Source organism: Gardnerella vaginalis, from assembly GCF_001546485.1.
Classification (GTDB): domain Bacteria; phylum Actinomycetota; class Actinomycetes; order Actinomycetales; family Bifidobacteriaceae; genus Bifidobacterium; species Bifidobacterium vaginale_D.
Genome location: NZ_KQ956855.1, coordinates 1 through 25,564, shown reverse-complemented (window position 1 = coordinate 25,564; position 25,564 = coordinate 1). Strand labels below are relative to the sequence as shown.

General features: G+C 44.5%; 23 protein-coding genes and 2 tRNA genes. 17 read left to right on the top strand and 8 right to left on the bottom strand.

Annotation, left to right across the window (positions count from 1 at the left end):
- The 3 genes from HMPREF3208_RS03385 to HMPREF3208_RS03375 form a co-directional block, all read left to right on the top strand.
- On the top strand, positions 1 to 561 hold a 561-nt coding region (locus HMPREF3208_RS03385), incomplete at its 5' end, for an exodeoxyribonuclease VII large subunit (RefSeq protein WP_330986963.1).
- A gap of 36 nt (positions 562 to 597) precedes the next feature.
- The gene (locus HMPREF3208_RS03380; protein ID WP_064347254.1) at positions 598 to 924 is read left to right on the top strand and encodes an exodeoxyribonuclease VII small subunit; all 327 of its coding nucleotides are present in this window, start codon (positions 598 to 600) and stop codon (positions 922 to 924) included.
- A 105-nt stretch (positions 925 to 1,029) separates the two neighbouring features.
- A tRNA-Arg gene (locus HMPREF3208_RS03375) sits at positions 1,030 to 1,102 on the top strand.
- Between the two features lie 211 nt (positions 1,103 to 1,313).
- On the opposite strand, the gene HMPREF3208_RS03370 is transcribed toward HMPREF3208_RS03375, so the two are convergent.
- Positions 1,314 to 1,604 (bottom strand): addiction module antidote protein, encoded by a 291-nt coding sequence (locus HMPREF3208_RS03370; protein ID WP_016808696.1) that lies wholly within the window; start codon positions 1,602 to 1,604, stop codon positions 1,314 to 1,316.
- A gap of 170 nt (positions 1,605 to 1,774) precedes the next feature.
- On the opposite strand from HMPREF3208_RS03370, the gene HMPREF3208_RS03365 reads away from it, so the two are divergent.
- Both HMPREF3208_RS03365 and ileS read left to right on the top strand, forming a co-directional pair.
- Positions 1,775 to 2,077: a type II toxin-antitoxin system RelB/DinJ family antitoxin gene (locus HMPREF3208_RS03365; RefSeq protein ID WP_064347253.1), complete on the top strand. Its 303-nt coding sequence runs from the start codon at positions 1,775 to 1,777 to the stop codon at positions 2,075 to 2,077.
- A 309-nt stretch (positions 2,078 to 2,386) separates the two neighbouring features.
- A complete protein-coding gene (ileS, locus tag HMPREF3208_RS03360; RefSeq protein ID WP_064347252.1) occupies positions 2,387 to 5,785 on the top strand; it encodes a mupirocin-resistant isoleucine--tRNA ligase in 3,399 nt (1,132 codons plus the stop codon).
- 286 nt (positions 5,786 to 6,071) lie between these two features.
- Here the strand turns inward: ileS and HMPREF3208_RS03350 are convergent, their stop codons facing one another.
- The gene (locus HMPREF3208_RS03350) at positions 6,072 to 6,347 is read right to left on the bottom strand and encodes a BrnT family toxin (RefSeq protein ID WP_064347250.1); all 276 of its coding nucleotides are present in this window, start codon (positions 6,345 to 6,347) and stop codon (positions 6,072 to 6,074) included.
- A 232-nt stretch (positions 6,348 to 6,579) separates the two neighbouring features.
- Between HMPREF3208_RS03350 and murI the strand changes: the two genes are divergently transcribed.
- Positions 6,580 to 7,350: a glutamate racemase gene (gene murI / locus HMPREF3208_RS03345; RefSeq protein WP_064347248.1), complete on the top strand. Its 771-nt coding sequence runs from the start codon at positions 6,580 to 6,582 to the stop codon at positions 7,348 to 7,350.
- A gap of 69 nt (positions 7,351 to 7,419) precedes the next feature.
- On the opposite strand, the gene HMPREF3208_RS03340 is transcribed toward murI, so the two are convergent.
- Positions 7,420 to 8,067, bottom strand: a complete 648-nt coding sequence (locus tag HMPREF3208_RS03340; protein WP_064347246.1) for a vitamin K epoxide reductase family protein — start codon at positions 8,065 to 8,067, stop codon at positions 7,420 to 7,422.
- Between the two features lie 79 nt (positions 8,068 to 8,146).
- Here HMPREF3208_RS03340 and HMPREF3208_RS03335 point away from each other — a divergent pair, with 79 nt between their 5' ends.
- A complete protein-coding gene (locus HMPREF3208_RS03335) occupies positions 8,147 to 9,034 on the top strand; it encodes a PHP domain-containing protein (RefSeq protein WP_064347243.1) in 888 nt (295 codons plus the stop codon).
- Positions 9,035 to 9,109: 75 nt separating this feature from the next.
- Here the strand turns inward: HMPREF3208_RS03335 and HMPREF3208_RS03330 are convergent, their stop codons facing one another.
- Together HMPREF3208_RS03330 and HMPREF3208_RS03325 are read right to left on the bottom strand one after the other, a co-directional pair.
- Positions 9,110 to 9,328: a DUF3107 domain-containing protein gene (locus tag HMPREF3208_RS03330; RefSeq protein ID WP_016636954.1), complete on the bottom strand. Its 219-nt coding sequence runs from the start codon at positions 9,326 to 9,328 to the stop codon at positions 9,110 to 9,112.
- 101 nt (positions 9,329 to 9,429) lie between these two features.
- The gene (locus tag HMPREF3208_RS03325) at positions 9,430 to 11,085 is read right to left on the bottom strand and encodes a phosphotransferase (RefSeq protein ID WP_064347241.1); all 1,656 of its coding nucleotides are present in this window, start codon (positions 11,083 to 11,085) and stop codon (positions 9,430 to 9,432) included.
- A 416-nt stretch (positions 11,086 to 11,501) separates the two neighbouring features.
- Here HMPREF3208_RS03325 and HMPREF3208_RS03320 point away from each other — a divergent pair, with 416 nt between their 5' ends.
- Positions 11,502 to 13,004 (top strand): ATP-dependent helicase, encoded by a 1,503-nt coding sequence (locus tag HMPREF3208_RS03320; RefSeq protein ID WP_064347239.1) that lies wholly within the window; start codon positions 11,502 to 11,504, stop codon positions 13,002 to 13,004.
- 157 nt (positions 13,005 to 13,161) lie between these two features.
- Here the strand turns inward: HMPREF3208_RS03320 and HMPREF3208_RS03315 are convergent, their stop codons facing one another.
- On the bottom strand, positions 13,162 to 14,892 hold the full coding sequence (locus HMPREF3208_RS03315; RefSeq protein WP_016636951.1) for a zinc-dependent metalloprotease: 1,731 nt from the start codon (positions 14,890 to 14,892) through the stop codon (positions 13,162 to 13,164).
- 155 nt (positions 14,893 to 15,047) lie between these two features.
- Between HMPREF3208_RS03315 and HMPREF3208_RS03310 the strand changes: the two genes are divergently transcribed.
- On the top strand, positions 15,048 to 15,944 hold the full coding sequence (locus HMPREF3208_RS03310; protein ID WP_050567768.1) for a YlbL family protein: 897 nt from the start codon (positions 15,048 to 15,050) through the stop codon (positions 15,942 to 15,944).
- A 79-nt stretch (positions 15,945 to 16,023) separates the two neighbouring features.
- On the opposite strand, the gene HMPREF3208_RS03305 is transcribed toward HMPREF3208_RS03310, so the two are convergent.
- Positions 16,024 to 16,097, bottom strand: a tRNA-Val gene (locus HMPREF3208_RS03305).
- Positions 16,098 to 16,215: 118 nt separating this feature from the next.
- Between HMPREF3208_RS03305 and HMPREF3208_RS03300 the strand changes: the two genes are divergently transcribed.
- From HMPREF3208_RS03300 to HMPREF3208_RS03290, 3 genes are read left to right on the top strand one after another with little or no spacing between them, the layout of a single operon-like run.
- Entirely contained in the window at positions 16,216 to 17,661 is a 1,446-nt protein-coding gene (locus tag HMPREF3208_RS03300) for a DivIVA domain-containing protein (RefSeq protein WP_016636949.1), read from the top strand.
- 39 nt (positions 17,662 to 17,700) lie between these two features.
- Entirely contained in the window at positions 17,701 to 18,447 is a 747-nt protein-coding gene (gene recO / locus HMPREF3208_RS03295; RefSeq protein WP_016636948.1) for a DNA repair protein RecO, read from the top strand.
- Between the two features lie 2 nt (positions 18,448 to 18,449).
- A complete protein-coding gene (locus tag HMPREF3208_RS03290; protein ID WP_016636947.1) occupies positions 18,450 to 19,244 on the top strand; it encodes an isoprenyl transferase in 795 nt (264 codons plus the stop codon).
- On the opposite strand, the gene HMPREF3208_RS03285 is transcribed toward HMPREF3208_RS03290, so the two are convergent.
- Positions 19,241 to 19,609 (bottom strand): MTH1187 family thiamine-binding protein, encoded by a 369-nt coding sequence (locus HMPREF3208_RS03285; RefSeq protein ID WP_016636946.1) that lies wholly within the window; start codon positions 19,607 to 19,609, stop codon positions 19,241 to 19,243. The genes HMPREF3208_RS03290 and HMPREF3208_RS03285 overlap by 4 nt on opposite strands.
- Before the next feature lie 192 nt (positions 19,610 to 19,801).
- Between HMPREF3208_RS03285 and HMPREF3208_RS03280 the strand changes: the two genes are divergently transcribed.
- From HMPREF3208_RS03280 to trmB, 5 genes are all read left to right on the top strand, one after another.
- On the top strand, positions 19,802 to 21,322 hold the full coding sequence (locus tag HMPREF3208_RS03280) for a glycine--tRNA ligase (protein ID WP_064347237.1): 1,521 nt from the start codon (positions 19,802 to 19,804) through the stop codon (positions 21,320 to 21,322).
- A gap of 91 nt (positions 21,323 to 21,413) precedes the next feature.
- Positions 21,414 to 22,568 carry a tRNA dihydrouridine synthase DusB gene (gene dusB, locus HMPREF3208_RS03275; protein ID WP_064347235.1) on the top strand — a complete coding sequence of 385 codons (1,155 nt, stop codon included), beginning with the start codon at positions 21,414 to 21,416 and terminating at the stop codon, positions 22,566 to 22,568.
- A 203-nt stretch (positions 22,569 to 22,771) separates the two neighbouring features.
- Complete coding sequence (gene ftsZ, locus HMPREF3208_RS03270; RefSeq protein WP_016636943.1) at positions 22,772 to 23,989, top strand: cell division protein FtsZ; 1,218 nt, start codon at positions 22,772 to 22,774, stop codon at positions 23,987 to 23,989.
- Positions 23,990 to 24,013: 24 nt separating this feature from the next.
- A complete protein-coding gene (locus HMPREF3208_RS03265; RefSeq protein WP_016636942.1) occupies positions 24,014 to 24,478 on the top strand; it encodes a cell division protein SepF in 465 nt (154 codons plus the stop codon).
- A 160-nt stretch (positions 24,479 to 24,638) separates the two neighbouring features.
- Entirely contained in the window at positions 24,639 to 25,457 is an 819-nt protein-coding gene (gene trmB / locus HMPREF3208_RS03260) for a tRNA (guanosine(46)-N7)-methyltransferase TrmB (RefSeq protein WP_064347233.1), read from the top strand.
- Positions 25,458 to 25,564 lie beyond the last annotated feature (107 nt).

Below are 25,564 nucleotides of genomic sequence, written 5' to 3'. Positions count from 1 at the left end.
GCTACGGCCGCGTGTGTGACGCCGATTGTGTCCGCAATCGGACACGAGGACGATTGGACGCTGATTGATTTGGCGGCAGACATGCGCGCTTCAACTCCTACGGATGCTGCAAAGCGCGTTGTTCCGGACGTTCGCGAGCAGTGGCAGCTTATTGATAACGCGCTGCAAACTATGCGCATGCGAATTTCTGCGCGCGTCGATAATGAGATTCGCCTCGTTGAGGGTTACGCGAACCGCCCGAGCCTTACGCGCCCGAGCACTATGCTTGAGCCGCACGAGCGATTGGTTGAGCAGGCTATTGAGCGAATGCGCCACGGTTTGGTGCGACTTCTTGACGATGCGAGCTTGACTGTTGAGAAGGCTCACGCGAGCTTGACTGCATTAAGTCCGCAGTCGACTTTGAATCGCGGATACGCTGTTGTGCAGCTCAGCGGTGGGCGAGTGCTGGACGACGCTTCGTTAGCGAAAGTTGGCGACGATATGACAGTTACGCTTAAAAGCGGCGTGGTTCTTGGCAAGGTGACTGGCACAAAAGTGGCTGCCGTAAAGTCAAGTAAGTAAATTTTTAGATATTTTAGATACAACGAAAGGTTAGATATGAGCGAAAAAGAAACTAAGAACGCAGAAAGTGCAGAAAGCGCGCAAAGTGCAGAATTTGCAAGCACTCTTACGAAAGAAGAGCGCGCTGCGATTGAGGCGATGCCGTATGAAGAGGCTCGCGAAAAGCTTGTTCAGGCGGTTCAGGCGCTGGAAGCTGGTGGTTTGACGCTCGACCAGTCCATGCGTCAGTGGGAGATTGGCGAGGCGTTGGCAAAGCGCGCGCAGGGTTTGCTTGCCACGGTTCGTGCCAAGTTGGACGCGGCACAGGCGGAGCAGTCAGCTACAGCGGCTACGGCCGGCACGCAGTCTAATCTTGAGGATTAGCGCGCGCCGCAGTGACACGCCTTAGTGTATAATTGCCATTTGTTGCTTTGCAGGATGCGTGCGCGTGTTTCATTTTGCGTGTTGCGCGCTGCAATCAACTACACTGCCTCGGTAGCTCAGTGGATAGAGCACCACTCTCCTAAAGTGGGTGTCGTCAGTTCGATTCTGATCCGGGGCACTTTTATGTGTGGACGTTGTGCAGTTTATATTTGTGCAATGATGTTGTTCGCTGTATATAGTTTGCTTGTTTTTGACAAATATTAGTTTCTTTTGTAAAACGAGTATGTGGTGAAGCCAGACTGTGTCTGGTTCGCGAAGAGCCAATCAAGCGATTGATTGGCTCTTTGTGCATCTAATAGCGGGGGATTGTGAATTTAATTAGCAGATTATTATTTATTCACTGCAAGTGTCATGTGTAATCCGAGTGCTTTTAAAATTTTTGAGATTGTTGCAAATGATGGGTTTCCTTCTTTAGAAAGTGATTTGTACAGTGATTCGCGATTAAGTTTCGTTTCTTGAGCTAGTTTGCTCATTCCGTGAGCTTTTGCTATATCTCTTAGAACAAGTTGGACTGTTTTAGTATCTCCATCTTCTAGTGCAATAGCAAGATATTCATCAATTGCTTCCTGTGTGTCTAAGTATTTACTTGCGTCAAACGTTGAAAAACTAACCTTGTCCATCTTATTGTTCCTCGCGTAATTTTCTTAATTGCCTGTTTAAGCCCTGTATATATATGAAATTGTAACTTATATACTAAAGAGCAACAATTTATAGATATAATATTGTTTTTTGACATATATGTGTACAATAGACATATATTGTATGCAATTATGACAATGAAGGTGTTTTTATGGCTGTTTCCACGGTAGCAAGAATTAATTTCAGAACAGATGAGAAAACTAAGCAAGATGCAGAAGTCTTATTTGATGCTTTAGGTCTTGATATGTCTACTGCGTTAAACATGTTTCTTAAGCAAGCAGTGCGTGAACAAGCTCTACCTATTAGTCCGTCACTCGTTACGCCTCTTCCGAATGAAGCAACACTTCAGGCTATGAACCACGCTAATCAAATTATGAATGGCAAAATTTCTGAAGACGGCATTGTTTTTAGCAATGCTAATGAAGCTAAAGCATTTTTGGATAATATGTCATGAAAATGTCATGAAAATTATTCGCGAGTCGCGAAATCCTTCCTAATGTTAGGGGATAGTGTTAGATTATTCCTAACTTAAGCGATGATCCGTTATCGGCGGGGAGTTTTCGGAAGAACGGCGAGGATTCGTAAGATTCTCGCTTATTAGAACCGACGGGGTTGGCCCGCACAGCCAAACACGAGAGGCTATAAGAATAGTTGATTGCGTAACTTGTTTTACGTAATCATCTTATAGCAAGCGAGGTGGTACCGCGGCAGTAACTGTCGTCCTCGCAGGGAAATATTCACCCTGTTGAGCGAGGAGAGCACAGTGAGCGAATCCACTAATCCAGCAGCAAACGCGTCCGCAAATCACGTATATCCAAAGGTAAGTGTTTCTGCATCAACGCAAGCAACCGCCGACGCGCAAGTTGCCCCAAATCCTTCCTTCCCAAAGCTTGAAGAATCCGTTCTCCAATACTGGGATGCAAACAATACTTTCCGCAAGTCAATCGAATACCGCCCGTCCGGCAAGGGTAGCCAAAACGAGTTCGTGTTCTTCGATGGCCCTCCATTCGCAAACGGTCTTCCTCACTACGGTCACCTTCTCACAGGCTATGCAAAAGACGTTGTTCCGCGCTATCAGACTATGCGCGGCCGCAAAGTAAACCGCGTTTTTGGTTGGGATACTCACGGACTTCCAGCAGAGTTGGAAGCGCAGAAGGAACTCGGCATCGAGTCGGTTGAGCAAATCGAAAAAATGGGTATCGCAAAGTTCAACGATGCTTGCCGTGCTAGTGTTTTGAAGTACACGAAAGAGTGGCAAAACTACGTGCATCGTCAGGCTCGCTGGGTTGATTTCGAGCGCGGCTACAAAACGCTGAACATCCCATACATGGAATCCGTAATGTGGGCATTTAAGCAGCTTTACGATAAGGGCTTAGCTTACAAGGGCTACCGCGTGCTTCCGTACTGCCCAAAGGACCAAACTCCGCTCAGCGCTCACGAGCTTCGTATGGATGCAGACGTGTACCAAAATCGCCAGGATACTACCGTTTCCGTCGCCGTTAAGCTTCGCGATGAAGCCGACGCTTATGCAGTCTTCTGGACCACTACTCCTTGGACTGTGCCAACCAACTTCGCAATCGTAGTCGGTGCAGACATCGACTACGTGGAAGTTCGTCCAACTGAAGGCAAGTTCGCAGGCAAAAAGTTCTACATTGGCAAGCCTTTGCTCGGCTCCTACGCTAAGGAACTTGGCGAAAACTACGAGGTTGTGCGCGAACTTAAGGGCGCTGAGATGGCTGGCTGGCGCTACTACCCAGTGTTCCCTTATTTTGCAAGCGATTCTGCGCTCGCAGAGGGTGGCACTCCTGGTCCTAACGCTTTTACGATTTTCACAGCAGATTATGTCGACACCGCTGAAGGTACTGGTCTTGTTCACCAGGCTCCTTACGGCGAGGACGATATGAATACGCTTAACGCACACGAAATTCGCAGCGTTGACGTGCTCGACGCAGGCTGCAAGTTTACAAGCGACTGTCCAGATTACGAAGGCTTGTACGTTTTCGACGCGAACTTGCCAATTTTGCGCAACTTGCGTGCAGGGGACGGTCCGCTTGCTCAAATGCCGGAAGATCGGCGCGCGTTGCTGTTCCAAGAAAAAAGCTACGTGCACAGCTATCCTCATTGCTGGCGTTGCGCAACTCCGCTTATTTACAAGCCTGTTTCTAGCTGGTTTGTGTCTGTTACAAAGATTAAGAAGCGCTTGCTAGAGCTTAATCAAGAGATTAATTGGATTCCTGGAAACGTTAAGGATGGCCAGTTTGGTAAGTGGCTTTCTAACGCTCGCGACTGGTCAATTAGCCGCAACCGCTTCTGGGGTTCGCCAATTCCAGTGTGGGTGAGTGACAATCCAAAGTATCCTCGCGTAGACGTGTACGGTTCCTTGGAAGAACTTAAGGCTGATTTTGGCGATTATCCGCGCGATGACGATGGCAATGTGAATATGCACCGTCCGTATATCGATCGCCTTACTCGTCCAAATCCAGACGATCCTACCGGAAAGTCGCAAATGCACCGTATTACGGACGTTCTCGACTGCTGGTTTGAGTCTGGCTCTATGCCTTTCGCACAGTTCCATTATCCGTTTGAAAATAAGGACTTCTTCGAAGAGCACTTCCCATGCGATTACATCGTTGAGTATATTGGTCAGACTCGCGGTTGGTTCTACACGCTTCACATTATGGCTACGGCGCTTTTCGACCGCCCAGCTTTTAAGAACGTGATTTGCCACGGCATCGTGCTTGGTTCCGACGGCCAGAAGATGAGTAAGCATTTGCGCAATTACCCAGATGTTAATGGCGTTTTCAATGAATACGGTTCTGACGCAATGCGATGGTTCCTTATGTCTTCGCCAATCTTGCGCGGTGGCAATTTGATTGTGACTGCAGACGGCATTAGGGATACGGTTCGTCAGGTTATGCTTCCAGTTTGGAGCTCGTACTACTTCTTCACTTTGTATGCGAATGCTGCAAACGGTGGCAAGGGTTACGATGCTCGCAGGCTTCGTGCGGACGAGGTTGCAGGACTTTGCAACATGGATCGTTATTTGCTTGCTCGCACGCGTTTGCTTGTTGAGCGCGTTGAAAAGTGCTTGAACGAGTTTGCTATTAGTGACGCTTGCGCGGCAGTTGGCGATTTTATTGATGTGCTTACGAATTGGTATATTCGCGGCAGCCGCGACCGCTTCTGGAATGAAGACGAAGCTGCTTTCAACACGCTTTACACGGTTTTGGAAGTATTCATGCGCACGATTGCTCCTCTTGCTCCTATGGAAGCTGAGGCTGTGTGGCGCGGTCTTACAGGCGGCGAATCTGTGCATTTGGCTGATTGGCCTTATTTGGTTGAGCCTGAGACTCTTTCGGATGGCGAGAAGAACCCTAAGGCTGGCGAAGTAACTGAGCTTGGTGCTGTTCTTGCGCATGACGATGCTTTGGTTGCTGCTATGGATAAGGTTCGTGAGGTTGTGTCTTCTGCGCTTTCGTTGCGTAAGGCGGAACAGTTGCGTGTGCGCCAGCCGTTGGCGAACTTGACGGTTGTTGCAGAAAATACTGCTGCTGTAGAGCCTTATGAGCAGGTGCTTGAGCGCGAGCTTAACGTGAAGAATGTTACATTCTGCACTTTGGAAGATGCAAGCTCTCACGGTTTGAAGATTGTTCACGAGCTTAAGGTGAACGCGCGCGCTGCTGGTCCTCGTTTGGGTAAGCAAGTGCAATTTGCTATTAAGTCTTCTAAGAGTGGCGATTGGCGTGTTGACGAGTCTGGTGCCCCTGTTGTTCAGACTCCAAACGGCGAAGTTGCGCTTGTTGAGGGCGAGTATGAGCTTGTGAATCGCGTTGAGTCTTCTGATGCTCAAGCGGCTGCGAATACGGCTTCTGCTGCAATGCCAACTGGCGGTTTCGTTATGCTTGACACTGCTTTGACTAGCGATTTGCTTGCGGAAGGTTATGCTCGCGACGCTATTCGCGCTGTTCAGGATGCTCGTAAGGAGAACGGTTTGGATATTAGTGACCGAATCGCTTTGACTTTGAGCGTACCTAGCGCGGACGTTGCTAAAGTTGAGCAGTTCCGCGATTTGATTGCGGAGGAGACTTTGGCTACGAGCTTCGAGGTTGTTGAAGCTGATTCTAGCGCAACTGAGCTTAGTGTAAGTCTTAAGCGTGCGTAAACCACAACTAACAGCTAACTAAACATATAGCTAACTAAACAAAACGTGCCGATGTATCTTCAATACGTCGGCACGTTTTTGTTTTTATTTATTTCTTTTATTTGACTACCGTGTTGTAGCTATTCTAAAGAATTTCATTATTCGCAATATCCATTCAGGCATAATAAATGTGACGTGCTTTTGTTCATTCGAGTGGTTTTGTATAGTTGGATGTTCCAAATCAAAGTACTCAAGTACGTCTTCACCGTTATCGAATTTTTTATCAATTTCTTTTCCGCTTATTTCTTTACTCTTTGTGGTGTTTTTCATAATATTGTTCCTCCTTTTTACGCGATCTTCTTACAGAAATAATACGAATTCGATTATTTCTTTTTGTTATTACTGCAGTCCAATGTTTGTTGTCTATCTTTCCAAAAACTAAGTAGCGAAAGTCATCATTGCCTGAATTTTTGGATTTGATTTCAGCTGTTTCATTGTTCCAGAGTATTTGGGCTTTTTTGAAACTGATACCGTGTTTAGCTAAATTTTTTAAGCTTTTTGCAGGATCGTATTCAAAATTCATACTCACCTTCTATCATTTATTTTAACGTAAAATAGCATCAATTGAAACTATCTTTAATGATTGTTGTTTTGTATTAGGTATCGTAAATGCTTTAAGTCGGATTTCTTAGATTTTTTATGCATTGTGGATATAAGCTATTTACAAAGATTCAGAATTGCTTTTATATTTGATCAACCGCGCTATATTGTTGAGGCTCGCCATTACGATAGTAAGCGTTTTTAGGAGGTAGTTTATGGCATCGTCGGCAGCAATTGGCGTTTTTGATTCGGGGCTTGGAGGTATTTCCGTAGCTCGTCAGTTGCATGCTAGTCTTCCGCACGAGCGAATCATTTATTTTGGCGACTCTGCTAACGCTCCATACGGCATTAAAACGCCTGAGGAAGTTAAAAAGCTAAGTTTCGCAATTGTTGAGCGATTCGTTAGTCTAAATGTAAAAGCCATCGTAATTGCTTGCAATACTGCCACTTCTGCAGCTGTGAACGATTTGCGCGCGAACTACAGCATACCTATCATAGGTATGGAGCCGGCGCTTAAATTAGCTTGTGATTTAGGCAAAGGTAAGCCTCAGCGCGTAATCGTAGCGGCAACTCCTCTTACTCTTCGCGAGCGCAAGTTTGCGGATTTGCTGCAACGTTTTTCGCAAGATAACACGATTTTTTCGCAGCCTTGCCCTGACTTAGTGCGTATTGTTGAGCGGGGGGAGCTTCATAATCGTGATGTAGTTTTTGCTGCTCTTCACAAGTATTTCGACGAGTATGATTTAGACAGTATTGATTCGGTTGTGCTTGGTTGCACGCATTTTGTGTTTTATAGGGATTATTTCCGTGAGTTTTTGCCTGTGCGCACGAATATTGTTGACGGCAATGAGGGTACGATTAACCATTTACACAAAATATTGGAACTTAATAATGAGCTTGCAAGCGATTCTCAAGAAGGCAGCATAACTCTTACTAATTCGGATACAAGCGAGCGCATGCAAAATCTTGCGAAGAGCTTGTGCTGAAGAGCTTGTGTTGGAAAAAGTTCGCGTTAAGATCTTGCGTTAAGATTTTGCGTTACAAATCGCTCTTACTCAGCCAAAAAATACTTTAGAATATTGGCACAAAATCAAAGTAAGCAATGCCGCAACCCAAAGCGCGTCTATGAGCAAGTCGTATCGCAAACGGTAGTAGCTTTCAACCAAGCTAAAACGCTTAACAAGCAACTTTTGTGAACTTACGCTTGCGTGCGTTAGCGCCATAAATTGCACAGTTGTGGAGAACATAAGCATAATGCACCACGGGCACAACGCGTGAATCACGAACATAGATTGCGAAAACAGCCAATAAGCGTAGGCGAGTGCGCACAAGCCACCAAGCCAAGTGCAGATTGCAAACCATCGCGGCACACGTACGTGAATCATACCAATAACAGCAAGTGTTACGAACACGCTTTCTGCGGCAATTCCAAAGAATGCGTTTGGGAAGCTTAATTCGCCGAATTTCACCATTTCTGCCTGCCAAGTTTGTGCTACGCGCGAACAGGAAACTACACTGTTAAAATCACAACTCAAGAGCTTTTTAGGAGCACGCGCTAAAGCAAGGGTTTCAGCAGAAAGTATAAGCGAAGTTACGAGCGCTACAGCAGAGAAAAATAGCATCACGCCATAAGTCCATACTGCAGAGTGCCTCCAGCCGTGGAGTGTTGTTTTGCAGTTTTCTTCGGCTTCATTTTGCTGCATGACCGCTCCTCACTAATGTATTTGCCTACTTTTGCGTTATACATAACACGCTTTACAGACTACAGTCTACGATAATTATATGACTGTAACGAGTAACAACACGTACGCGCACTTTTCGCACGATTATCATCGTTGGGATTTGCACTGCCATACTGTGTATTCTGATGGCACTGCAACACCAACTGATTTAGTTACGCAAGCTAAAATCGCTGGTTTGCAAGGGGTTGCTATTACAGATCACGACACTACTGCCGGCTGGGATGATTTTCGTCAAGCTGCTCATGCTGTGAATATGCCAGCGCTGTTTGGTTCGGAAATTACTGCGGAAGATGCTGGAGTTTATGTGCATATGCTCGCATATCAGTATCATCCGCAGGATGATTGCATAGTGAGTATGTTTGCGTTGACTCGTAAGCGTAGGTTTGAACGCACAAAGCGTATGGTTGAACAGATGTCGTGTGATTTTCCTATTACGTGGGATGATGTTTTAGCTCAAGCTAAGCTTGGTGATTTGACTACAATTGGACGACCACATATTGCTGATGCTCTAGTAAAAGCTGGTGTGTTCCAAACGCGCTCCGAGGCTTTTGCTGGTCCTGTTTCTCCGCAAAGTCCATACTATATTCCTACGCCTTCGCCGAATGTGCGCGATGTCATTGATGCTGTTAAGCACGCTGGTGGCGTGGTTGTTATTGCACATCCAGCTGATCCTAGCCGTAACCGCGTGCTACTTTCGGATGATCAGATTATTTCTTTTGCTCAATATGGTCTTGATGGGTTAGAAGTGTATCATCGCGGAAATTCTCAAGATCAGCGCCGTCGTTTGCTTGCTTTGGCGCGTAAATGTGATTTGCTTGTTACTGGTGGATCTGATTGGCATGGACTTGGTAAGCCAAACCGTTTGGGTGAGGAAACAACAAGTAGTGACGTAGTATCTGAAATATTGTCCCGCGGTTATAAGCTATAGACTATAAATTCCGGCAAATGTTTCCACAAACAGCAATATTGGCAACAAATGCCGGGAATTAAGCTGTTGTCTTTTTTAATTGAGAGCTCCGAATCCTACTGCGTGCTTTGGCGTGTCACCAATGAGAGCGTAAGACAATGATGAGGAGGAGATCATAATGGTGCGACCATTTACATCAGTAAACTCAAGCATCTCCTTGGAATCATTGATTATGTTGCGAACTTCTTCAGAGCTCTGATTGGTTTCAAAATTAATTGAATCGGAAACGTTTTTTATACCGAGCACTACTCGCATATGTGTCCTCCTGTTATACTTATTGCCTTATTTTTGCGTTATTGTATTTCGTTACTGTATGTCGTTATTCACTTATAATTTTCACTTATATTGTATGGCACCTACTTATGTAAGTCTGCTTGCGCATCACGCATAGCACGTTCCTCACGCTCAAGTAGAGGAATAATTACAGTTTCAGGTTTATCATTATCTACGTTGGTGCTCACTGTTGACTCGGCTTCGTGATCGGATTCAGACTTTGTGTAAGCTATACTCTGTGATTCAGAAGCGTTATTTATCATCGCGTGTTCTGAATCGTCTGTATTGTTTGTAGATTCTGTATGAGTATCGCCATTATTGTGCTCTATACCTGTTGTTTTTTGTGCAATTGTTTCTGCTGTCTCATGCTGTGTTTGAGTTGTTACATGTGTAATAACCTGTGTTGCAGTGTCATCTGCAAGCTGTGCCTTTTTTTCAAGATGAGCGCTTGATGTGTAAGTGCCAGTATATTGCACTGTGTGTTCATGTGTACTATCGTTTGCTGTAATCTCATGCTCATTGGTTACATCTTGACGATTACTGTGCGTGGAATCGCCTTCAATAGTAATGTCGCGTTCATGAGTTTCATCACTAGTGTCCGTATTCGTCATATTATGCGTATGATTCGTAGTATTGACAGTATGGGCAGTGCCATTGTGTGCAATTTGGCGACTTTGTGTATTATCGTTTTCAAGCAATGAACCAACAGTAATCGTGGAAGCAGGATTGTTATTGTGATGTCCATTTTTTACTGATTGTGCATTGCTAATGCGCGTTAATTCGTGGGCTAAGCGTTCAACTTGTGCTTTAAACCGCATAATGCTCGTGGTGTCAGCCCGCTGTAAAGCTTGGATAAAATCGCCAACTTGTTCCATTTGCAACCACAAGTTCGCTCGTAACATAATCAAACTATCAAGGCGAGATCCCATCATGCGACCATACGCAGAAAGTACAGCATTCCTGCGTTGCTCATTAAGCTTTGCAAAAATCCAAGCTAAATCGCGTGCAGGATCATTAATTTGCATATTTTGCCAATTTGTTACAGCAGTGATAGTTGATCCAGTAAAAAGAATATCGCCATCTACGAAACCACCGTGTACTGGACATGTTTCAAAAGACCATAAACCTTCGGTTTCTAAGACTCTGGACCAGCTGTCAGTAATTTCTGTTGGAATATGTCCCGCTTGACGAAGGCGTTTAATCCAACTGGTTAGCTGCGCGCGAATTTGACCAGTTGTAAAAGCAGGATATTTACCGCGTGTCACAAAAGTAGTATGTAAACGATGAATAGCACCAATTGCTGTACCAACGTTAGTGCAATCTTCAGTAGTAAGAAGACGTAAGTCGCGTGCGCTACCTTCAAGGTGTTCGCAAATAAGTACCGTAGCATCATCATCTTTGTTGATAACAAGACTTGACATATTACGCATAGGTTGCTGCGTGCTAACAGCTTGCGCATTGTCAGTATTCTGTTCGGTATTTTCACGTTTCCCTGGAACAAATGTAAGCATAGTATCGTAAGCAAATCCCAGTGCTGCTAAATCTTTGCTATGCTGCAATGTCCATGCTGCACGTGCTCGATCGTGCAAACGTTTGCGACCCTTACTCTCGGCACTGATAAAAACGTCATAAAGGCGACCAGAAACATCTTGTACGACTGCGTGAGAAATCCCTGCTGCCGTATCAGTGGTATTAACCTGCTCACTTTGGCGTGTTCCTGCAAACTGTACTTCGGGCATGGCTGCAGATGCCAGTGCTGCCAACTTAAATCTACTGAGTTGTGTCACACTCCCACAGTAATACAAAGCACCGAAATTTCGCCAATTTATTATGGATATGGTTGGCAATTTACTATCTATTGTCTTATTGTTTTGGTTTTTACTTTTTGATAAAGATATGTTTTCGTATCATCGATCAATTTCGACTCATATTTCAGATCGTTACTGAGGAAGTTTGAGAATAGATTTCAGCATTGTGCGTTCTATTGTTAGCTGACGCATTCCTTAAGTAACATACAGCATACAGTAGTAAAAACGTGTAAATATGAGTTACCTACTAGTACTCAACAGTAAACATATAGATTATATTATCCAAATTATCCACATATCTTTGTTGTAATTGTACAAGCGTCGTGAATACTGCAACAATAGTAAGTATGAATTCTTCACCTGAAGCGCTTTTAGATGGTCTGGATAATGCGCAATGTGCTGCAGCTACCGCTGTAGAAGGTCCAGTTCGCATTATTGCTTGCGCTGGAGCTGGTAAAACGCGAACTATTACACATCGAATTGCATATGCTTGCGCTACAGGTAAGTGGGATCCTGAGCGAGTGTTGGCTGTTACCTTTTCTGTAAAAGCTGCATCTGAAATGCGCTCGCGTATTGAATCGCTTGGAATTAGCAATATTGGTTGTGTTGCAACATTTCATGCGGCTGCTTTGCAACAGATTCGTAATGTGTGGAGTGAAATTTGTTCTGCGACTTTTCCATCTATTATGGACGATTCTCAGCAAATAATATCTTCCGCGATGAAACGTTACCCAGATTTTGTGGATATGACGTTATTGCAAACTCGCGATATTTTAGCGGAAATCAATTGGTCTAAAGTTTCACTGATTGCTCCAGATGATTATATTCGCGTGTGTGCTGCAACGCATCGTATGCCTCCAGCAGGATTAGAGCCGCAACAATTTGTTGACTTATACGAAGCTTACGAAACTGAAAAAAATGCGCGTAACTGTATCGATTTTAACGATATTCTCCTTCTTGCATGTCATATTTTACGAAATTTTCCTGATGCTGCCAGTCGTATTCGTCAATCAATTGGTTGGATTACTGTCGATGAATATCAGGATGTGTCACCTTTGCAACATGAATTATTGCGATTGTGGATGGGGAAAAATCGTGATATTTGCGTAGTAGGAGATCCTGCGCAAACTATCTACTCATTTGCTGGCGCAAGTAGCTACTATTTGCTTACTTTCCCGCAAGAATTTGCCCCCGTAAGTGCCGACATTAGTTTGAATACGGATTATCGTTCTACTGAACGTATAGTGGGGCTTGCTAATCGTGTGCTCGCTGCTTCGCCTTATAAGCGTGATTATGTAAAAGTTAAGGCGTTAACTAGGGGTGGTACTCGTGTTTCACAGCAAGTTTTTGCTACGGATATTGAAGAAGCGTTGGGTGTAGTTGAGCAAATTGCAAAATTAGTAAAAACTGGTATTGCTAAGTTGGGGGATTGCGCAATACTTACGCGCACTAATGCTCAGCAGCAAGTTATTTGTAGAGCGTTAAAAGCAGCAAAAATGCCATATCGCGTGAGAAGAGACGTAGGTTGGCAGCGTAACGTGCTAGAAGATGTGCAACATTCACTTGCAGCAAATGGTAATGGTACCTCGAATATTGTTGATATTTCAACGGTTACCGTTTCCACAATTCACGCAGTGAAAGGTCTCGAATTTTCTCATGTTTATGTTATTGGTTGCGCAGAAGGTCTTATACCATTCGGTTCTGCTTTTACAGACGAAGATATAGAAGAAGAGCGTAGACTTATGTACGTTGCTGTAACTCGAGCAGAAAAAACCTTACATCTTTCGTATGCATTACGTAAAGAAAATGGCATGGGTATGAATCGTGTGCCGAGCCGTTTTTTGGCTTAAATGATAACCTTTTTGCAACAACTTGTTGAAGCAGTGTCTCGTATTGATGTTGCAGATTGTTGTTGCGAAAATAATGTTCAACACTGTTTATTTGTTCATACTGCAGTTGTGTGACTGCAGTATGAACAAATAATACTGTTTTATAAGGTGAAGTTGATTATTCAGCTGAATTGTTGTCGCCAGAATCCTCTTTATTGCCAGAAGGCCCTTCGTTGTCAGCATCAGTGTTGTCAGCATCGGTGTTGTCAGCATCGGTGTTGTCAGCATCACTAGGATTGTCGTCAGAGTTGTTGTTTTGGTTCTTTTGGCGCGCATCTTCCTCAAGCAGTCTACTAAGATCAGCATCCCAATCATTTCCACTTGAGTAATCATCAGCAAACTTACTGGAACTTTTGCTGTTCGTAACTGCTGTATCACTTCCGCTGTTCGCGTTCTTGTTGCTATGTTCTGTGTTGCTTGCACTAGTGTGCAAATCTGCAGAAGAATTTTCGGAAGATTCTGCAGGCTTACTGTTTGGTTCAGTGCCATTTGTAGTCTGCTGATTATGTGAATTTGTAAGTTTGTTCTGTTGATCAGTATCGTCAGGTAGTGTTGGCAGCAAATCTGGGTGGCTCCATAAGTTATCTCGCTCTTCAACACCATGTTCACGAGTCAATTTTTCCCATAATTGCGCAGCTTCACGCATACGACGAGGGCGTAGATGTAAGCCAAGTAGCGACTCAAAGGTTACTTCTGCCGGTCCTCCTGCAGCTCGTTCACGACGCATCATTTCACGAAGTTGTTCAATATGCTCAATATGAGCCATGCCTGCCTGCCATGTAACGCAATCAACCCAACCTTCAACAAGTGCAAGTAACGTTTCCAAACTATGTAATGCTTGACGCTGTTCTTCGGAATCGTTGCTGCCAATATTAGATAAGTTTACGGCACCAGAAATAGTTTCCGGATTCATTGTTTCTATATCTCGAAGCTGATCTTCCATAGCTTCTAGATCAATATTGATACCGTTTGCATATTTAATAATCAGTGCTTCAAATCGTGGCATAAGCCATGGTACAGCTGCGAATAATCTTGCATGAGCAGACTCACGTAGTGCCAAATAGTTCATAACTTCACTCATATCCAGCTCCCACACTTTTGCGTATTCAATGCAATTGTATGGAATTAATCCACCGGCTGGATTTTGTAGTAAAGCAAGTCCTTGATCAAAACTGCCATGAACTTCGTGAGATAACGCACCAGCAGCTTGTCCTAATTGCATAGCAAAGGAAGTGTTACCGAGCAGCTTCATTAATTGTGCTGGATTATTCATTCCTTCTGGCATTGGAATTGGCACAACGCCAGCAAATATTCCTTTTACTTCTGCGTCGTCCACATCATGGAATCGTTCTTCAATAACGGAACTCAGTGCTTTGTTTACTGAATTTGCTACCGGATTAGCGAATTTTACCCATGCTTCCAAGGTTCCTTCTACCCAATCTGCTCGAGACAGTACGGCAGGAGTTCCTGGAGCAGGATTGAATTTGCAAGTGATATCTAGCCACAAATTTGCTTGACTTAGTGCGCGGCGAGCAGAGTCAGCGACTTCGGCGTTTACTTTACCTTGATCACCGGTCGCGTGTTGTAATGCAATAGACTGCGCTAATTTGCGATTAATTGGTCCCTCTTCAAGCGTTGCTTCCATTTCACTTGGATTATTGAGACCGCCTGCGCTAAAAGCTTGCATCATGCTGCGAACTTCGTCTGGTTTAGGAAGCTTGCCTGGATTTTGATTGAGAATCTGTTCACGCAGCTCAAAAGGAAGCTGCTCAAGCTGTTTCCATGCTTCTTCGCCTTGTACTGGCCCAAAGCATTCAATAAGCCATTGGTGAATTGCATCATCGTTCATGAGGTCATCCTTTATGCTACGTGCAACGCACTAGTTACGCGCAAATTCGCGCACCACTCAATACAATATAGTAATACAGTATATTCTACTCGATTGTACAGTTTTGTGTTAAGTCGTATAAGAAAACTATAGAGGGCTTGTGTCATGATACAAGCATGTCTAGGTTTACATTGCCTCAATTATTTCGCGCATGCGTTCAACGTTTTTTCACACTGTTGCGCAAAGTAGCTACGCACACGAGTTTGCACTCTTTACGCTATTATGCTGGATGTTTTACAGTATTCGTAGCATTAGTTGCATTACTGTCTCCGAGTGCTTACGTTGTTGAACAACCGGGACCTACACAGGATGTGTTAACTTCAGTGTCGAAAATCCCCGTAATAGACATGTCTGGTTCGCGCGTGAAAGAACACCACGATACTGGCAAATTATTAATGCTGACTGTTACTACTTTAGGTGTTAGTTGCGAAATTCCAACTTTTTACGCATTGCTATCTTGGTTTAATCCTCAATGGAAAGTGGTGCCACGTGAAGCAGTGGTGCCAGTTGGTCAAAGTGCAGATGACTATGAGCAGGCATCAGTACGTGAGATGAATGATTCGCAGAATGTAGCTCAACGTGTAGCATTGCAGTATGCGGCTAAGAAGCTGGGCATCCATACTGATGGAGTAAAAGTTCGTTTGCATATTGAGGATATTGGTGGTCCTTCTGCAGGAATGATGTATGCGTTGGGTATTCTTGATAAACTTACTCCCGAAAATGAAACAGGCGGTAAGGTTGTAGCTGGCACAGGAACTATTGAAAAATCACAAAAAATTGGTGCTATCGGCGGTATTCGTCTAAAAATGATTGCAGCTCAACGCGATGGTGCTACTTGGTTTTTAGCTCCCCAAGATAATTGTGACGAAGTAGTAGGGCATGTACCGCAAGGATTACGAGTAGTGCGTGTGAGCACGCTTGATGAGGCTTATACAGCATTGAGAACTATTGGTTCTGGTCACAATGTACGCTCATTGCCAACTTGTAGTGCAAAAAATGCAAATGCAAAATAAGCGAATACAAATAAGAGAATCTAAATAAGCGAATACAAAATAAGCGAACCTAAATAAATGAATCAAATCGAATAGAAAGTGGGCGATGAGGGACTCGAACCCCCGACATCCACCGTGTAAAGGTGGCGCTCTAGCCAGCTGAGCTAATCGCCCGTTCGCAACAAAGTAAAAACATACATGAAGGTATGTACGAATGCAACGTGTGGCGCGCGTCGCAACAATCGCGTACAGTATATTGAATAAGAACATGTGCTCAGGAGGTCGATATTCGATGGCTCAAAAACCTGATACCGCTCGTAATGCTTCAGGAATGGAGCGTGTTGGTAAGCGTAAGTTAGGATATAACGTCGCACAGGTGAATGCTTTTCTAGAGCGTGCGCATACGTTGTATGAAAGTGACGATGATCGACTCACACAGCAAGACATTCAGGATGTTTCTTTTGATTTAGAGCGCAATGGTTACATTATTGGTCAAGTTGACGCGGCTTTATCTCGTTTAGAGCGTGCTGTTGTTGATAAGTGTACTGCACGAGAACTTGCACAATGCGGCAGAGTCGTGTGGAAAGCGCGTGCTGATGCTTTGTATAAGAAGCTTTTACAGCATGCGCAGCGTGATTATCGTAATCGTTTTGAAGGTGGTGCACCGCATCGACCATCTTATGCTCGTAAGCAAGTTGACATTATGGTTGATCAAGCGCTCGATAAAATTGCAGTGATGCTTGATCACGAAATTGAGTGGGAAACTGATGAAACAACATTAGCTGCTATTGATGCTTCCTATGTTTCTAATGTAATTTTTACGCAGCGAACAGGCAAGCGTGGTTATGATGAGCGTCAGGTTGATTATTATTTGAATGCATGCATTCGCTTACTGAGTAGTTTGGAATCTTTTGGTAGGGTAGCGCAGTATGTTGATACAGATAAACGTGATGCATACTCGCACGTTGCGTCGCCAATTACGTCTGCTCCTGCTCTTGCACATACGTCGGCACCTACTTCAGTTTCAGTTATGCCTGTAGTTCAACCTGTTGTTTCTACTCCTGCTCCAGCAGCTTCTGAGGCTTCAGCAACTCCTGCTCCTGTTTCAGCTGCGCCATCGTTTGCTCCTTCGGTGCAGACTGCTTCTTCGCATATTCCTGCATCTTCAGTAGTTGAAGATATCGTCGATGAGACTGTGGCTGCGGATAGTGTTCCTCATTTAACGAATATTCCTGTGGTTCCTCCTCAAGTGCCAAATCACGACAAGCAGAGTATTTTTGCTCCTGTAGATTATGACCATCAACGTGCTGATGATTCATTTGAATCATTGCATCAATCTGAGCGTGCGATTTTTACGCCTCATGTAGCAGTAAGCAATTCTTCAAATATTGATGATACTGATAGTAATGATGAGCTTTTGCAAAGTGCTACTGTAATGCATAATTCAACTTCTTCTGCGCCAGTGCCTCCTTCGTTTACGCCTGCAGCAACTCGCCATGATAATCCAGCGCCTGCTGCACATACGTCTACTGCTGTTCCGTCATTCCCTCCTGCGGCGCCAACCCAGCGCACGCATCCAGTGCAGCAGATGCCGATTACGCACTTGGCTCCAAGCAAACCGTTAAATTTGGACATTCCAGATCTTTCTTTCCCGATTATTGGTCATATTGATGAGTCCAATGTTTTTGATGATGATACACATAGTGCTAAGGATGCAAACGATACTGATCATGAGTAAATATTGCGCTTGTATACGCAAATGAGCTTAGTTTGATTCATGCCATTATACCGTGATGAAGCTGTGGTTCTTCGCGCCTTTCCTCTAGGTGAGGCAGATAGAATTGTGGTGTTGCTAACGAAGCAGCATGGTAAAGTTCGTGCTGTTGCTAAGGGTGTTCGTCGCCTTAAGTCGCGTTTTGGTGGTCGTCTTGAGCCTCTTATGCGCGTTGACGTGCTTTTGGCGCAAGGAAAGTCTTTGGATGTTGTATCTCAGGCTGTTTCTATTACTGCGTATGCTGGTGAAATTTGTGCTGATTATGTGTCGTACGAATACGCTAACGTCATGCTGGAAGTTGCGGATGCCTTAGTTTCTCACGAATATCTTGACGAATATATTCCTGAATATCAAGATACCTCCGGGCAGTATCGTTTACTTATTGCTGCTTTATCTTCATTGTCTCACCATAAGCATGCGCCGGTTGCTATTGGTATGTCGTATGTATTGCGTGCATTATCGTTAGCTGGATGGTCGCCGCGTTTAACAGCTTGTGTTGTTTGTGGAAAGACCGAAGACTTATGCTACTTTTCACCTACTGCCGGTGGTGTTATGTGTGCAAGTGATCACACTCCTGAGTCAATTATTTGCTCTCATGAAACGCGATTGCAACTATGTGCGCTTGCACAAGGGAATTGGTCTGTAGTAGACGGTACGTCGATTGACAATTCTACCGTGTGTTGTATTCAACAATGGGTTGAATATTATCTGGAACGTCCAATTCGTTCGATGGGGTTGTTACATTCGTAAGTATGGCTTTTGAAAATGTAGATTATACGTCGCTTGATATTCCAGCGGCTCCTTTTAGTGACCCTTCTCGTATACCAGATTTTCCTAAGGGTAAAGTTCCTCGTCATATCGGTGTGATTATGGACGGCAATGGTCGTTGGGCAAAAACGCGAGGAATGATTCGGACCGAAGGTCACAAAGCCGCAGAACCAGTAGTTTTTGACGTTATTGCAGGAGCTATAGAAGCAGGAGTTCGCTACTTAAGCTTGTACACTTTTTCTACCGAAAATTGGAAACGATCTCCGCAAGAAGTGCGATTTTTAATGGGATTTTCTAGGGATATTATCCATAGGCGAGTTGCGCAAATGAACGAGTGGGGAGTGCGCGTTCGCTGGGCAGGTCGTCGCCCACGTTTGTGGAAGTCTGTTATTGACGAGTTAGAAAAAGCGCAAGAAATCACCAAAAATAATAAAACTATTGACGTTGTTTTTTGCATAAATTACGGTGGTCGTGCAGAAATTGCGGATGCGTGTGCGCAAATTGCAAAAGAAGTTCGCGACGGCAAAATTAAAGGCGATCGCGTAAGCGAAAAAATGATTGCGGATCATTTATACAATCCAGATATTCCAGATTGTGATTTAGTTATTCGCACTTCCGGCGAGCAGCGCACTAGCAACTTTTTGCCTTGGCAAGCATCCTACGCGGAACTTGATTTTGTGCCGGAATTATTCCCGGATTATGGCCGCGAAGCGCTGTGGAGATCAATCGACCGTTATGCGCATCGCGACCGCAGATTTGGTGGCGTAAAAAACGCTTAATCTTCGTTGTTTTTGCGTTCGTCGAGAATCTTATCTACAAGCGCACTTTTTGCGTCAATTTGATTGCTGAAACCAGGGCGAATATCTAACTTTAAGAGTACTCCAGTGCGGTATCCTTTGTTGACTAAAGCCATTGTAGCATCTTTTACTACACGCATAACGTCATCAAATTCGCCCTCGATATTTGTAAACATTGCGTTAGTTTCGTTCTTTAACCCGGAATTACGAATTACTTGTACAGCATCCGCCACGTACTCGCTTAATTCGTCGCCGACTCCGCTTGGAGCAATACACAATGCTGCAACCGTGTTAGTTTTGTGCTCGTTCGCGTAGTCGTTTGTATTCGCGCTATTATTTTCACTCATAGTAACAATTCCTTTAAAATCGTAATCTTACGCAAATTTAGCAAAAACAATGCAACGACAAATAATGTGTCAACAAACCTATAAATTTGCGTTACTGTAACAGTTACTTTACTAATTTTACAAGCGTCACAGGGTTTTTCTATAATAGCAACGTTTTCACCCGAATTTTCTAGTTTTACGAAAAGGTGTATTGTGGCTGTTTCAAAGCTTGATGAAGTCGTCTCCTTGGCTAAGCGTCGAGGATTTGTGTTCCCAGCCGGCGAAATTTACGGTGGCACGCGTTCTGCGTGGGATTATGGTCCGCTCGGTGTTGCGTTGAAAGATAATATCAAGCGCGAATGGTGGCGCTACATGGTAACCACGCGCGGCGATGTTGTTGGCGTGGATACTTCCGTTATTTTGCCTTCTCAAGTTTGGGTTGCTTCCGGCCACGTTTCCGTGTTTAACGATCCTTTGATTGAGTGCTTGAATTGCCATAAGCGTCATCGTGCAGATAAGTTGGAAGAGTCTTATGCTGAAAAGCATGGCGACAAAATGCCAGAAAACGGCTTAAAAGATATTGCTTGCCCAGATTGCGGAACTCGCGGAAACTGGACTGAGCCTCGTGACTTCAACATGATGCTTCGCACGCATTTAGGACCTGTTGAAGACGAAAACAGCTTGCACTATTTGCGCCCAGAAACAGCTCAAGGCATTTTCGTTGACTTTAAGAACGTTATGACTTCTACTCGCCAAAAGCCGCCTTTTGGTATTGCCAATATTGGTAAGTCTTTCCGTAATGAGATTACGCCTGGAAACTTTATTTTCCGCACTCGTGAGTTCGAGCAGATGGAAATGGAGTTCTTCGTAGAGCCTGGAACCGACGAAGCTTGGCATCAGTATTGGATTGACACTCGCGTTCGCTGGTATGTGGATTTGGGTGTGAAACCAGAAAACTTGCGCATGTACGAGCATCCTAAGGAGAAGCTCAGCCACTATTCCAAGCGCACTGTCGATATTGAATACAAATTCGGCTTCCAAGGTTCGGATTGGGGAGAGCTTGAGGGTATTGCAAACCGTACTGACTACGATTTGTCTGCTCACGCTAAGCATTCCGGCGAGGATTTGAGCTACTTCAACCAGGCTACTGGCGAAAAGTACATTCCTTACGTTATTGAGCCTGCGGCTGGTCTTACGCGTTCGCTTATGGCATTTTTGGTTGATGCTTACGACGTTGATGAAGCTCCAAACACTAAGGGCGGCGTTGATAAGCGTACCGTTCTTCGACTTGACCCTCGTTTGGCTCCTGTTAAGGCTGCAGTGTTGCCTTTGAGCAAGAAGCCAGAATTGCAAGCTGTTGCTCAAGATTTGGCTGCGGATTTGCGTCAGCATGATTGGGTTATCGATTACGACGAAGCTGGTGCTATTGGTCGTCGCTATCGTCGTGAAGACGAAATTGGTACTCCTTTGTGCGTAACAGTTGACTTCGATACTTTGGAAGACCATGCTGTTACAATCCGCGAGCGCGATACTATGCAGCAGGAACGTGTTTCTATCGACAAAGTTGCAGATTACGTTGCTAGCCGCATTAACGAAAAGCGCGTTAAATATCCGCAAGGTCCTGTTGAAATCGTTGGTACTCGTGCTGCAGATGGCGCTACGGATATTACAAAAGAGGCAGGAGAGGATGAATCTCAGCCTGTACAAATCGCTACTGCTGGCGGATTGTACTAATACGCGTTTGAGTGTAGCTTAAGTATCGCGTAAATGTCGCTTAAGCATTAATAAGCAAAATTATTACTAAAGTGAACGGAGTTAAAGCAATATGAATTTTTCTATAAAACCAGTAGATTTAGGGAAAGTTCATATTGCTACTCCTGTTGTCCTTTCTCCAATGGCCGGTATTACTAACTGGCCTTTCCGTGTAATCTGCCGCGAATATGGTCCAGATGGGTTGTATGTGGCAGAAATGATTACTGCACGCGCATTAGTCGCAAGAAATCCAAAAGCCTTGCGTTTATGCCGTTTTGCACCTAGCGAAAAAGTGCGCTCTTTGCAACTTTATGGTGTAAATCCGTCTATTGTTGAACAAGCTGCTCGAATTGTTGTTGACGAAAACATGGCTGATCACGTTGACTTAAACTTCGGCTGCCCAGTGCCAAAAGTGACGCGACGCGGAGGAGGCTCTGCTCTTCCTTGGAAAACTGATTTGTTACAAGAAATTTTGCATCGCGTTGTTTCCGTTTGTGAGCCAGCAGGAATCCCTGTTACAGCTAAATTCCGTGTTGGTATCGACGAGAGTCACGAAACGTTTATGGAAGCTGGACATATTGCTCAGGAGGAAGGGTGTGCGGCTGTGACTTTGCATGCCCGCACAACTGCAGAATATTACGGTGGTCATTCAGATTGGCAGCGTATTGCTGAACTTGTAGAAGTGCTTCATATTCCAGTTTTTGGTAACGGTGATATTTGGGGTGCGAATGATGCGCTCGCAATGTTTAAAGAAACTGGCTGCGCTGGTGTGGCTATTGGTAGAGGCTGCCAGGGTAGACCGTGGTTATTTGCGGATATTCGCAGCGCTTGCGAAGGTAGTAGTAGTTGTGTGAATCCTACTTTGGCAGAAGTTGGTTCTGTGATTTTGCGTCACTTGAAGCTTTTAGTTGAGTTTTATGATGGCGATGAGCGTATGGCTGTTCATGATTTACGTAAGCATGTTGCATGGTATTTGAAGGGTTTTCCTGTCGGTGGAGGCACGCGTAAAGCGTTTATGGAGTGTGAGTCCGTTGAGGATGTTCAGCGCAATCTTGACATGCTTGATGGTTCTCTTCATCTGCCAGAACAAATCTTAGACACGCCGCGCGGACGTGTACGTTTCGCTAAGAAAGTTCATTTACCATACGGTTGGTTAGATTCGCGTACTACTAGTCATGAGGAGCGCGAAGTTTTGTTTGGTGACGACCCGATGGATGCTAGTTACTAAGTTTTTCTAAGCTTTTTACTATTTTTGCATGATGAATATTTAGTGAATCTGCGAAGAAAATTGCGCGCCATCTTTATTTGCATATAGCCCGGTGTATTATCAAAGCAGTGACATTTTTTCAGTTTATTGTTAAAACGTCGTCAGTATCGAGCGTTTTTGCGCTAAAATATGGTGTAAACGTGCGTGAGTGACAGGAGACAACGGTGAGCGAGATTGCCCAGACTGACAATTTCAATGACAAAACTATCATCAAGGTAGTCGGCGTTGGTGGTGCCGGCGGTAACGCTGTCAATCGGATGATCAGCGAGGGTCTACAGAATGTAGAATTTGTGGCCATTAATACTGACGCTAAAGATTTACTGCGTTCTGATGCTGATGTAAAGATTTCATTGTCTGATGCTTCAAGTCGAGGATTAGGCGCTGGTGCAGACCCTGAGAAGGGTGCTAAAGCTGCGCAGGATCATCAGTCAGACATCGAGGAGGCACTTAAGGGTGCTGATATGGTGTTTGTGACCTGTGGTGAAGGCGGCGGAACCGGTACAGGTGCAAGCCCGATTGTGGCTCGTGCTGCACATCAGCAAGGGGCTTTAACTATTGCAGTAGTTACGCGACCATTTGGTTTTGAAGGTCCGCAGCGTGCTGCGTCAGCTAAACTTGGCATTGAGAATCTTCGTAAAGAAGTTGATGCGTTGATTGTGATTCCAAACGATCGTTTGTTGGAAATTTCTGATCGTACTATTGGAATTATTGAAGCTTTTAAGACTGCAGATACAGCATTACTTGCGGGTGTTCAAGGCATTACAGATTTGATTACCATGAATTCTTATATTCATGTTGATTTTTCTGATGTTACTGCTGTTCTTCGTGGTGCAGGTACCGCGCTTTTCGGTATTGGTGCTGCAAAAGGCGAGGATCGTGCTACGCAGGCAGCTGAAATTGCTATTAGTTCCCCATTGCTTGAGGAAAGTATTGAGGGTGCTCATGGTGCTTTGATTAATATTGCAGGTCCAAACGATTTGAAACTTCAGGAAGCTTCTGCTGCAACTGAACTCGTTCGTAAGGCTATTCATCCGGAGGCTCAAATTATTTGGGGTCTTTCGTTGGATGATTCTTATGGTGATGAAGTGCGCGTAACTGTTATTGCTGCAGGTTTTGATTCCCATCCTAAGGTTGATGATACATCTGCTAAAGCTGGTCAGTTTGTAGACATGCAAGCTGATGTTAAGCATGTTGCTCCAGCGCAGTCTACTTCAACCGTGAAGGAAGAACCTCAAACTGCTCCGCAAGTAGTTGAACAACCTGCTGCTGTGCCTTCAATGTTTGACTCTGCCATGAGTCAGCAATATACGTCTGCTACAGCTCCTATTCAGCAATCTGCATCTGAACCGGATGAACTAGATATTCCTGATTTTCTGCGTTAAGCGTCACGAGGGGAGGGTTACTTCATGGCTGGATTTATGAAGAATGTGATGTCATATGTAGGTATGGCGGACGTTCCAGAAGATGATGATTATGTTGAAGCTGATGTTCCAGAAACATCGTTTGACAATGATCGTTCGGTAACTCCTGCTGTGTCGCAGCGTAATGATGACTCGCGAGCTGGTAACGTTTCTGCGCGGTCGAATATTAATCGCATGAGTCGTATTACTACTATTCATCCGAAGTCTTATGATGATGCGCAGATGGTTGGTCGCGCTTTGCGTGACGGCGTACCGGTAGTTCTGAATTTGACTGGTGTAACTGAATCTGTGGCGTATCGTATTGTTGATTTCTCAGCAGGTGTAGTATTTGGCGTGCGCGGCTCTATTGAACGTGTAACTCCTCGCGTCTTTTTACTGAGTCCAGCTCAAGTAAATATTAAAGTAGAGGATGCTCCGAACGGTAGTGCTGCTCGCGATTTATTCTCCTAAAGATTATATTCGTCAATAAATTTAATTAAGCAGCGTTTGTTGAATAACTTTCGCTGCTTTTTTATACTTTTTGGTAGCATAAAAACGATGCATACAAGTATGACTAAAATCATGCGAATGTAAACTAAAGGCATGTAGCCCAAATAACGAAAGTAATCTCATGAGCAGTGAAAATGAAAACGAAAACACTATGCAAGCCAAACAACGCACTGTATTGTCGTTTGTGCGTCGTTCTGGACGCTTAGATGCGCGTTTACAGCACGCTCAGGAGCGTTATGCAAGTCAGTACCTACTAGACATTACTCAAGCTCCTGGCTCCTTTAGATTGCGCGAAAATTTGTTCATTACGCCTGATTGGATCAAAGATAATTGGGGCAATGATAATCCGCTTATTGTTGAAATTGGTTCCGGACAGGGCGAAAACATTGTTGCTGCAGCTGAACGTTTGCCAGAAACTAATTTTTTGGCGCTTGAAGTTTATGATCCAGGCGTTGCTCACACCATGCTTCTTGCTGGAAAGCAAGGTTTAACTAATCTTCGTATTGCGCAAATTAACGCTCCTGATTTCTTTGCTGCATGCGATTTAGGAGTTTTAGAAGAGGTTTGGACTTTCTTCCCGGATCCATGGCCTAAAATGCGCCACCATAAGCGTCGTATCGTGCAGCCAGAGCTTGCTTCTGAAATCCACCATGCATTGCGTAAAGAGGGCGTGTGGCGCATTGCTACAGATATTGAGGATTATGCTTTGCATGTTCACGAGATTATGGATTCTCGTAAAGATTTTGCAAATATTGGTGAATTAAAAGTAAGCCTTCCAACTGAGCACGTTGGAAAAGGTACAGCCGATACTGCAGCAACTCTTCCACACGCAGATTTTAGCGAATCTGAGCGTTTTGCCGGTCGTGTTCTTACGAATTTTGAGCGCAAAGGTTTGGATGCTGGTCGCACTATTCACGACTTCACCTACCGAGCGCAATAATGCTCTGCAGACATTGATTTTTCTGTTGATTAGTGAACACTAGCGTCAATGCTGAGTGAAGGACGCTCGCGCGGGTAACGCGCTCGCTACGAAACTCGCGTTGGAAG

Excerpts from the sequence above, each read along its gene's own strand:
- HMPREF3208_RS03315 (WP_016636951.1), bottom strand. The coding sequence starts at position 14,892 with ATGAACGATGATGCAATTCACCAATGGCTTATTGAATGCTTTGGGCCA.
- HMPREF3208_RS03265 (WP_016636942.1), top strand. The coding sequence starts at position 24,014 with ATGGCTGGATTTATGAAGAATGTGATGTCATATGTAGGTATGGCGGAC.
- HMPREF3208_RS03325 (WP_064347241.1), bottom strand. The coding sequence starts at position 11,085 with ATGCCCGAAGTACAGTTTGCAGGAACACGCCAAAGTGAGCAGGTTAAT.
- HMPREF3208_RS03335 (WP_064347243.1), top strand. The coding sequence starts at position 8,147 with ATGACTGTAACGAGTAACAACACGTACGCGCACTTTTCGCACGATTAT.
- dusB (WP_064347235.1), top strand. The coding sequence starts at position 21,414 with ATGAATTTTTCTATAAAACCAGTAGATTTAGGGAAAGTTCATATTGCT.
- HMPREF3208_RS03370 (WP_016808696.1), bottom strand. The coding sequence starts at position 1,604 with ATGGACAAGGTTAGTTTTTCAACGTTTGACGCAAGTAAATACTTAGAC.
- HMPREF3208_RS03300 (WP_016636949.1), top strand. The coding sequence starts at position 16,216 with ATGGCTCAAAAACCTGATACCGCTCGTAATGCTTCAGGAATGGAGCGT.
- HMPREF3208_RS03320 (WP_064347239.1), top strand. The coding sequence starts at position 11,502 with ATGAATTCTTCACCTGAAGCGCTTTTAGATGGTCTGGATAATGCGCAA.
- HMPREF3208_RS03310 (WP_050567768.1), top strand. The coding sequence starts at position 15,048 with ATGTCTAGGTTTACATTGCCTCAATTATTTCGCGCATGCGTTCAACGT.
- recO (WP_016636948.1), top strand. The coding sequence starts at position 17,701 with ATGCCATTATACCGTGATGAAGCTGTGGTTCTTCGCGCCTTTCCTCTA.
- HMPREF3208_RS03340 (WP_064347246.1), bottom strand. The coding sequence starts at position 8,067 with ATGCAGCAAAATGAAGCCGAAGAAAACTGCAAAACAACACTCCACGGC.
- HMPREF3208_RS03290 (WP_016636947.1), top strand. The coding sequence starts at position 18,450 with ATGGCTTTTGAAAATGTAGATTATACGTCGCTTGATATTCCAGCGGCT.
- HMPREF3208_RS03380 (WP_064347254.1), top strand. The coding sequence starts at position 598 with ATGAGCGAAAAAGAAACTAAGAACGCAGAAAGTGCAGAAAGCGCGCAA.
- HMPREF3208_RS03330 (WP_016636954.1), bottom strand. The coding sequence starts at position 9,328 with ATGCGAGTAGTGCTCGGTATAAAAAACGTTTCCGATTCAATTAATTTT.
- HMPREF3208_RS03350 (WP_064347250.1), bottom strand. The coding sequence starts at position 6,347 with ATGAATTTTGAATACGATCCTGCAAAAAGCTTAAAAAATTTAGCTAAA.
- HMPREF3208_RS03285 (WP_016636946.1), bottom strand. The coding sequence starts at position 19,609 with ATGAGTGAAAATAATAGCGCGAATACAAACGACTACGCGAACGAGCAC.
- HMPREF3208_RS03365 (WP_064347253.1), top strand. The coding sequence starts at position 1,775 with ATGGCTGTTTCCACGGTAGCAAGAATTAATTTCAGAACAGATGAGAAA.
- murI (WP_064347248.1), top strand. The coding sequence starts at position 6,580 with ATGGCATCGTCGGCAGCAATTGGCGTTTTTGATTCGGGGCTTGGAGGT.
- trmB (WP_064347233.1), top strand. The coding sequence starts at position 24,639 with ATGAGCAGTGAAAATGAAAACGAAAACACTATGCAAGCCAAACAACGC.